Here is a 7489-nt window from a genome sequence, read left to right as displayed (position 1 = left end):
AGTTAGTTCTGTATGGTAATCAATCTTTACTGCTACCTACAAAACTTTTTCTGTATCAATATAAGAAAACGCTTTGAATTCACTCTTTTGGTGATTATGATGCGCGCCTCAATTGTGTATAGCGACAGGTCGTAAGATAGGCATCCCTATAGACCAAGGTGGGAGAAAAACAGACGTTGAACGTAAAAAAATCAGTAGGAAAACCAGTAGTTCGTCTTTCTGGTATCAGTAAAAGTTTCGATGGTAAGGAAATCATTGGCAACCTAAACCTTGATGTTAATCATGGCGAATTCTTAACGATACTTGGTCCTTCTGGCTGTGGTAAAACAACAGTACTAAGAATGATTGCAGGTTTTGAAACCGCAGATCAAGGTTCAATTACTCTTGATAATCAAGATGTTACAAAAGTTCCTGCTGAACAGAGACACGTTAACACCGTCTTTCAAAGCTATGCACTTTTCCCACATATGACAGTATTTGAAAATGTCGCGTTTGGTTTGCGTATGCAAAAAGTGCCAACGACGGACATTGAACCCCGTGTGATGGAAGCACTGCGGATGGTACGTCTCGACGCGATGGCCCAGCGTAAACCAAGTCAACTTTCTGGTGGTCAACAACAACGTATCGCTATCGCGCGTGCCGTTGTTAATAAACCTAAGGTTCTGTTGCTAGACGAATCTTTATCCGCGCTTGACTATAAACTGCGTAAGCAGATGCAAATGGAGCTTAAGCAGCTTCAACGTCAGCTTGGGATCACCTTTATCTTCGTTACGCACGATCAAGAAGAAGCCTTATCAATGTCGGATCGCATTATTGTTATGCGTGAAGGGAAAATTGAGCAAGATGGCTCTCCACGTGAAATTTACGAAGACCCTAAAAACCTATTTGTTGCTCGCTTCATCGGTGAGATCAACGTATTTAATGCTGAAACGATTGAACGAATTGACGATAAGCGTATTCGTGCACATATCGAAGGTGTTGAAGCGGTGGTTTACCACGATCAAAATGTACAACCCGGACACAAACTACAAGTTTTGCTGCGTCCTGAAGATCTTCGCATCGAAGAGATTAAAGAGTCAGAAGAAAAAGGCATTGTTGGACACGTGACAGAACGTACCTACAAAGGCATGACTCTAGAATCTGTAGTCGAATTGGAAGAATCAGGCATGCGCGTGACGGTTAGCGAATTCTTTAACGAAGATGATCCTGATGTGGACCATTCTCTCGGTCAGAAAGTCGCTATCACTTGGGTTGAAAGCTGGGAGGTAGTACTCGATGATGAGCAAGAAGCTTAATCTTCAAAATGCTATTATCACATTGATTGTTGGGTGGTTAGTGCTGTTTGTGCTAATCCCTAACGTTATGATCATTGGTACTAGCTTTTTGACTCGCGATGAAGCCAACTTAATTGAAATGACCTTCACGCTTGATAACTATACACGCTTATTGGATCCACTTTACGCCAAAGTGCTCATGCACTCTTTCTATATGGCAATTGTGGCTACCCTTCTCTGCTTGGTTATTGGTTATCCATTTGCCTACATTGTCGCAAAAATGCCACAAAAATGGCGTCCAATTATGCTGTTTTTGGTGATTGTTCCTTTTTGGACGAACTCTCTTATCCGTACCTACGGATTAAAAATAGTGCTGGGCACGCAAGGCATCTTAAACCAAGCTTTAATGGCTTTAGACATCATAGACAAACCACTGCGTATTATGTACACCGAGACAGCGGTAATGATTGGCTTGGTTTACATCTTGCTGCCTTTTATGATTCTTCCGCTCTATTCTGCTATTGAAAAATTGGACGATACCTACATTGAAGCCGCGCGAGATCTAGGGGCAAATAAGCTTCAAACTTTGCTCAAGGTAGTATTGCCATTGACCATGCCGGGTATCATCGGGGGCTGCTTATTGGTGTTACTGCCAGCATTAGGTATGTTCTACATTGCTGACTTACTCGGTGGCGCGAAAAACCTGCTGATTGGTAACGTGATTAAGAGCCAAGTATTGAATGCTCGTGATTGGCCATTCGGCGCCGCGACCAGCATTGCCTTGACTCTGGCGATGGCTGTAATGCTTTATGCATACTATCGTGCTGGTAAGTTATTGAATAAGAAAGTGGAGCTAGACTAATGGGCAAAACAGTTAGATTTAGCTTTATGAGTTTAGTGTATGTATTTCTATACCTACCGATCATAGTGCTGATTGTAAACTCATTTAATGACAACAAATTTGGTATTAAATGGGGCGGTTTCACTACGAAGTGGTACCACGCTCTAGTTGCAAACGACAGCTTAGTTCAGGCCGCATGGCACTCGCTGAATGTAGCGGTTTTTTCAGCCACAGCAGCGACGCTGATTGGCAGTTTAACTGCTGTAGCCCTTTTTCGTTATCAATTTAAAGGTAAACGTGCAGTTAATGGTATGTTGTTTGTTGTGATGATGTCCCCAGATATTGTCATGGCAATTTCGCTACTTGCGCTATTCTTAGTGTTAGGTGCTCAGCTAGGTTTTCTTACTTTGTTGATTGCACACATTACATTCTGCTTACCTTTCGTTGTTGTGACTGTTTACAGTCGCCTCAACGGATTTGATGTAAAGATGCTCGAAGCTGCCAAAGATCTCGGTGCTGGCGAATGGGTGATTTTGACCAAAATCATTTTGCCATTAGCGAAACCGGCGGTTGCGGCTGGTTGGTTGCTGAGCTTCACACTGTCATTAGATGATGTGATCATTAGCTCGTTTGTAACCGGCCCTACTTACGAGATTTTACCATTGAAGATTTATTCTATGGTTAAAGTTGGAATTTCCCCAGAAGTTAACGCTCTGGCGACCGTGATGTTAGTTGTCTCATTGGCTCTAGTAATCACATCACAGTTGTTAGCAAGGGAAAAAGTGAAGTAGAATCGACATCTTGTAATACATTACGCGAAACAGAATGACAAATCGTCATTCTGTTTTTCTATCTAACGCCTAAAAATAGGCAACGTTTGGTTTGGAGCTAACGTCAATGAAAAAATGGGCTACTCTATTAGCTGGTAGTGCATGTGCGCTTTCTTTGTTCTCTGGAGCAGTAACAGCGGATGAAAACAAGGAACTAGTATTCATGAACTGGGGGCCGTACATTAACAGTGGTCTTCTAGAGCAGTTTACGAAAGAGACCGGCATCAAGGTCATTTATTCAACTTATGAATCGAATGAAACCCTGTATGCAAAGCTAAAAACTCACAACCAAGGTTATGATCTTGTTGTTCCATCCACCTACTTCGTTTCTAAAATGCGCGATGAAGGTATGTTACAAAAGATTGATAAGTCTAAATTAAGCAACTTTAAAAACCTTGATAACAACTATTTGAATAAACCTTACGATCCAAATAATGATTATTCAATTCCACACGTTGTTGCTATCACTGGGCTTGCGGTTAATACCGATATGTATGATCCCAATGATTTCCAAAGCTGGGGTGACCTATGGAACCCAGAGTTGAAAGGCCAGCTAATGTTGATGGATGATACTCGTGAGGTATTCCACATTGCCCTTCGTAAGTTAGGTTACTCAGGTAACACTACGGATGAAAAGCAAATTGATGAGGCCTACGCTGAGCTGCAAAAACTAATGCCTAATGTATTGGTATTTAACTCAGATAACCCTGCCGCTCCTTACCTCTCTGGTGAAGTTGGCTTAGGCATGCTGTGGAATGGCTCTGCTGCAGCGGCGCAAAAAGAAGGCTTGCCAATTAAGCTTGTTTTCCCTAAAGAAGGCGGTATCGGTTGGGTTGACAACTTTGCTATCAGTTCTGGTGCCAAAAACGTAGAAGCCGCACATAAGATGATCGACTTCTTGCTACGTCCAGAAATTGCAGAACAAATTTCTCGCGACACGGGTTATTTAACCGGCGTGAAAGCGTCTAATGAGAAATTTAAAGACAGCCCTGCTCTTTTCCCATCTCAAGATGATTTAGATCGTGTTGAATGGCAATCTGCCGTTGGTGAAAAAACTGTGCAGTATGAAGATTACTTTATGAAGTTAAAAGCGGGTCAATAATTCCGCAAAAAGTATGAAATAGGCAGCACTAGCTGCCTATTTTCGTTAAAACTGGTATACTTTGCACTTTCGTATCACGCACCCTTGCCTAGTTAAGCTTTGGCACCGACTAAAATGGAAACGTAATGAAAAGCACACTGTATGCTGGCGCTATTTGCGCAGCAACTCTATTCACTACGCCTGCAATGGCTGCAGATCAAGAGCTTTATTTTTACAACTGGTCTGAATATATCCCCCACGACGTTCTCGAAGATTTCACCAAAGAGACAGGAATTAAAGTCATTTACTCAACCTATGAGTCTAATGAAAGCATGTATGCCAAGTTAAAGACTCAAGGTTCCGGCTACGATCTTGTCGTGCCATCCACCTACTTTGTTTCTAAAATGCGTAAAGAAGGCATGTTGCAGGAGATTGACCACGCTAAGCTTTCTCATTTTGCTGATCTTGATTCTAACTATCTCAATAAATCGTTCGACCCAAACAACAAATTTTCTATCCCTTATATCTGGGGCGCAACGGGGATTGGTATTAATACCGATATGCTTGATAAATCACTGATCAAAAACTGGGGCGACTTATGGGATGCCAAGTGGGAAGGTCAGTTGATGATGATGGACGATGCTCGTGAGGTGTTCCATATTGCACTGAGTAAGCTTGGTTACTCACCTAATACGACGGATCCTGACGAAATTAAAGCGGCCTATGAAGAGCTTAAAAAACTGATTCCAAACGTGTTAGTGTTCAACTCCGACTTTCCGGCAAACCCTTTTTTAGCGGGTGAAGTTTCTTTAGGTATGTTATGGAATGGCTCGGCGTATATGGCCCGCCAAGAAGGCGCTTCAATTGACATTATTTGGCCAGAAAAAGGCGCGATTTTCTGGATGGATAGCATATCCATTCCGGCCGGGGCCAAAAACGTTGATGCGGCTCATAAGATGATTGATTTCTTATTGCGCCCTGAGAATGCAGCAAAAATCGCATTAGAAATTGGTTACCCAACTCCCGTTAAAACAGCCTATTCACTGTTACCCAAATCTTTCGCCAATGATCCTAATATCTTCCCTCCACAATCTGTGATGGACAGCGGGTTTTGGCAAGATGAGGTGGGAGAAGCGAATGTGTTGTACGACGAATACTTCCAGAAGCTCAAAGTAAATAATTGATCATATTCAATGTTTAGATAACACGCCTACTCTAGGCGTGTTTCTTTTTTGGCATTTCTAACCCTAATATCTCTTCCACTAACCGCGGAACTTCAATACTGGCTTTACCGTAGCGTTTTTCCTCAAACTCACTTTCAACGGCACTCGGTTCTAAGTTGATCTCAATGGTGTGCGCACCATGCATTCTGGCATCATGAACAAAGCCTGCAGCAGGATAAACAACGCCCGATGTACCGATAGAGATAAAAAGATCAGCCGTCTCGAGTGCTGAATAAATATCGCCCATGCGTAGTGGCATTTCGCCAAACCAAACAATATGAGGTCGCATTTGAGCTGGTATTTGACAGCAATGACAAAGCTCTCCGCTCAGAATGTCGTCTTTATGCTCTATTACTTGGTTAGAAACGCTGCAGCGTGCTTTAAGCAGCTCACCGTGCATATGAATCACCTGTTTGCTACCAGCCCGCTCATGAAGGTTATCAATATTCTGAGTAATAATCGTTACGTTTCCCTCTAGCTCTTGCTCTAATTTACCAAGCGCGATGTGGGCGGCATTAGGTTGTATTGATTCAGATTGGAGTTTTCGACGACGCTGATTATAGAAATCCTGTACGAGATCGGGATCACGTGCGAAACCTTCAGGGGTCGCGACATCCTCTATTTTATGGTTTTCCCATAACCCATCTTGAGCACGAAATGTTTTGATGCCTGATTCCGCTGAAATGCCTGCCCCCGTGAGGATCACGATATTCTTGTAAGGGAAATTCATACTATGTCCTTATTGCACGCTTTTTTGCTAGCTTAGCACCGATGCAATAACAACAGTAGTTTTGAGGGTTAGACCATAGTATAAAATGGCCATTGATTGCTTATTTTCTGTGACATAAACCGAGCTATGAAATAGACCGAAGTACCCCGCGGCTTCGGTCTATATGTAATCAATCTTCGTTAATGGCGGAGATTTTATGAATAGCCAAATCCGCGCCGTTAAATTCGTCTTCTTCAGATAAACGCAATCCAGTCAATACATTGAGAGAGCCATAAACGATTGCGGCACCTAATACTGCCACTGAAATACCCAATAAGGTTCCTAGTAGTTGAACGGCGAGGCTGACACCACCTAGGCCGCCGAGTGATGATTGGCCAAAAATACCAGCGGCAATCCCGCCCCATGCACCACAAACACCATGTAATGGCCATACACCTAATACATCGTCTATTCTCGTTCGGTTTTGTAGTTGAGTGAACAACCAAACAAATAAAGCACCCGCTACCACTCCCGTCACTAAGGCACCCAGTGGGTGCATCAAGTCCGATCCTGCACACACCGCGACTAATCCCGCTAGAGGACCATTGTGGATAAAGCCAGGGTCATTTTTTCCGACAATTAACGCTGCTAAAATACCACCAGTCATGGCCATTAAAGAGTTCATCGCGACTAATCCACTAATTCCATTTAATGTTTGCGCTGACATGACGTTAAAACCAAACCAGCCCACACAAAGAATCCACGCGCCCAATGCTAGGAACGGAATGTTGGATGGAGCAAAGTTGGTGTGCTTTCCTGCACGTACTCTTCCCTTACGCATTCCTAGAAACATGACGGCGATGAGTGCAATCCATCCGCCGACCGCATGCACGACCACAGAACCAGCGAAATCGTGAAAAGCAGCACCGAATTGAGCTTCAAACCAGCTTTGCACGCCATAATTGCCATTCCAAATCATTCCCTCAAACAGCGGATAAACAAACCCAACTGTGAAAAAAGTAGCAATGAGAATGGGGTAAAACCGAGCGCGCTCGGCAATGCCTCCAGAAACGATAGCAGGAATAGCGGCGGCAAACGTCAATAGAAAAAAGAACTTAACTAGATGATAGCCGTTCCCTTGGGCAAGGGTTTGTGCATCAGCAAAGAAATGAGCGCCGTAGGCTATCCAGTAACCGATAAAAAAATAGGCGATCGTAGAAATACCGAAATCGGCGAGAATTTTTACCAGCGCGTTCACTTGGTTCTTTTTACGCACAGTCCCCACCTCAAGAAAGGCAAATCCGGCGTGCATTAAAAACACCATGATTGCACCGAGCAGCAAAAATAGCGTATCAGAACTTTGAGTCAGGGCTTGTACGGCACCTTGAACCTGACTTACGGTTTGAGTCATCTTAGTGATTCTCCATTGAAATGTTGTGCACCAATCCTGTGCTACTTGATTATTTTCTCACCAATATAGTGAGTTATTGGTATTGAACAGCCTTAAAGCAAAATACATTCCAAAATAAAC

At 43.2% G+C, this 7489-nt stretch carries 7 protein-coding genes; 5 read left to right on the top strand and 2 right to left on the bottom strand.

Features of this window, described 5'->3' with window-relative positions; translation table 11 throughout:
- Positions 1-158 precede the first annotated feature (158 nt).
- The 5 genes from potA (at position 159) to B9J87_RS02725 (ending at position 5210) form a co-directional block, all read left to right on the top strand.
- Positions 159-1295 (top strand): spermidine/putrescine ABC transporter ATP-binding protein PotA, encoded by a 1137-nt coding sequence (gene potA, locus B9J87_RS02745; RefSeq protein WP_017047640.1) that lies wholly within the window; start codon positions 159-161, stop codon positions 1293-1295.
- A complete protein-coding gene (potB, locus tag B9J87_RS02740) occupies positions 1279-2136 on the top strand; it encodes a spermidine/putrescine ABC transporter permease PotB (protein WP_026027331.1) in 858 nt (285 codons plus the stop codon). Before potA ends, potB begins: the two co-directional genes overlap by 17 nt.
- Positions 2136-2906 (top strand): spermidine/putrescine ABC transporter permease PotC, encoded by a 771-nt coding sequence (gene potC / locus B9J87_RS02735; RefSeq protein ID WP_013856883.1) that lies wholly within the window; start codon positions 2136-2138, stop codon positions 2904-2906. The genes potB and potC overlap by 1 nt, the downstream gene beginning before the upstream one ends.
- A 106-nt stretch (positions 2907-3012) precedes the next feature.
- On the top strand, positions 3013-4047 hold the full coding sequence (locus B9J87_RS02730) for an extracellular solute-binding protein (protein WP_029388221.1): 1035 nt from the start codon (positions 3013-3015) through the stop codon (positions 4045-4047).
- 125 nt (positions 4048-4172) lie between these two features.
- Complete coding sequence (locus tag B9J87_RS02725; protein ID WP_013856881.1) at positions 4173-5210, top strand: extracellular solute-binding protein; 1038 nt, start codon at positions 4173-4175, stop codon at positions 5208-5210.
- A gap of 31 nt (positions 5211-5241) precedes the next feature.
- On the opposite strand, the gene cobB is transcribed toward B9J87_RS02725, so the two are convergent.
- Together cobB and B9J87_RS02715 are read right to left on the bottom strand one after the other, a co-directional pair.
- Positions 5242-5979: a Sir2 family NAD+-dependent deacetylase gene (cobB, locus tag B9J87_RS02720; RefSeq protein ID WP_094149315.1), complete on the bottom strand. Its 738-nt coding sequence runs from the start codon at positions 5977-5979 to the stop codon at positions 5242-5244.
- Positions 5980-6148: 169 nt separating this feature from the next.
- Entirely contained in the window at positions 6149-7369 is a 1221-nt protein-coding gene (locus B9J87_RS02715) for an ammonium transporter (protein ID WP_019281009.1), read from the bottom strand.
- Positions 7370-7489 lie beyond the last annotated feature (120 nt).

Origin of the sequence: Vibrio sp. V19_P1S1T109 (assembly GCF_002241375.1) — a bacterium.
GTDB classification, from domain to species: domain Bacteria; phylum Pseudomonadota; class Gammaproteobacteria; order Enterobacterales; family Vibrionaceae; genus Vibrio; species Vibrio anguillarum.
The sequence above is the reverse complement of the archived record's forward strand: the minus strand, read 5'-3'. Positions and strand labels throughout refer to the sequence as shown.

Excerpts from the sequence above, each read along its gene's own strand:
- potB (WP_026027331.1), top strand. The coding sequence starts at position 1,279 with ATGAGCAAGAAGCTTAATCTTCAAAATGCTATTATCACATTGATTGTT.
- potC (WP_013856883.1), top strand. The coding sequence starts at position 2,136 with ATGGGCAAAACAGTTAGATTTAGCTTTATGAGTTTAGTGTATGTATTT.
- B9J87_RS02730 (WP_029388221.1), top strand. The coding sequence starts at position 3,013 with ATGAAAAAATGGGCTACTCTATTAGCTGGTAGTGCATGTGCGCTTTCT.
- B9J87_RS02725 (WP_013856881.1), top strand. The coding sequence starts at position 4,173 with ATGAAAAGCACACTGTATGCTGGCGCTATTTGCGCAGCAACTCTATTC.
- cobB (WP_094149315.1), bottom strand. The coding sequence starts at position 5,979 with ATGAATTTCCCTTACAAGAATATCGTGATCCTCACGGGGGCAGGCATT.
- B9J87_RS02715 (WP_019281009.1), bottom strand. The coding sequence starts at position 7,369 with ATGACTCAAACCGTAAGTCAGGTTCAAGGTGCCGTACAAGCCCTGACT.